Raw genomic sequence first — 982 nt, 5'->3', positions numbered from 1 at the left:
TGCAGTAGTTGAGATTTGATCGGACATATGGTGTTTTTAGGCTGAAGCGTGAGCCGAGGCCGGATGCGGAGTGGTCAGGGTTCGGAGCATCCGGCCTCGGCGTTTTGCAAGGACACGACCATGACGAAGGATCAGAAAGTCATCCGAGCGAAAGTGGGCCTTTTGGAATTGGCCAGGCAGCTCGGCAATGTGAGCCAGGCGTGCAAGATGCTCGGCTACAGCCGCGACAGCTTCTATCGGTTCAAGGATTTGTACGACACGGGCGGCGAGGTGGCGCTGCAGGAGCTGACGCGTCAGAAGCCGCTTTTGAAGAACCGCACGGCACCCGAGATCGAGGCGTTGATCGTGGCACTGTCGCTGGAGGTGCCGGCATTTGGCCAGATCCGGATTGCCAATGAGGTGCGTAAGCGCGGCCATTCGATCTCGCCGGCCGGGGTGCGCAGTGTGTGGCAGCGGCACGATCTGGAGACCATGAAGAAGCGGTTGAAGGCGCTGGAGGCCAAGGTGGCGCAAGATGGCCTGGTGCTGACCGAGAGCCAGCTTGTCGCGCTTGAAAAGGCCAAGACCGAGAAGGAGGCGCACGGCGAGTTCGAGAGCGAGTGCCCCGGATATTGCGGCGCGCAGGACACCTTCTACGTCGGCAACATGAAAGGGGTCGGACGGATCTACCAGCAGACCTTCATCGACACCTACGCCAAGGTGGCTTTCGCCAAGCTCTACGACCGCAAGACGGCGCTGACCGCAGCGGATCTCCTGAACGACCGCGTGGTGCCGTTCTATGACGCGCAGGAGGTGAAGCTGACCCGTGTCCTGACAGACCGCGGCACGGAATATTGCGGCAACCCGGAGCACCATGAATACGAGCTCTACCTGGCGGTCGAGGACGTCGACCATTCCCGCACCAAGACCAAAAGCCCGCAGACGAACGGCATCGTCGAGCGCTTCCACAAGACGGTGCTGGACGAGTTCTACCGCGTGGCCT

Annotated in this window: 1 protein-coding gene; it reads left to right on the top strand. The window is 61.0% G+C overall.

What is annotated here, in order from left to right; translation table 11 throughout:
• Window positions 1-120: 120 nt before the first annotated feature.
• A partial coding sequence (locus tag M8523_RS36375) for a helix-turn-helix domain-containing protein (protein ID WP_282589657.1) occupies window positions 121-982 on the top strand: 862 nt, incomplete at its 3' end.

This window comes from Lichenifustis flavocetrariae (assembly GCF_026130545.1).
Classification (GTDB): Bacteria; Pseudomonadota; Alphaproteobacteria; order Rhizobiales; family Beijerinckiaceae; genus Lichenihabitans; species Lichenihabitans flavocetrariae.
The sequence above is the reverse complement of the archived record's forward strand: the minus strand, read 5'-3'. Positions and strand labels throughout refer to the sequence as shown.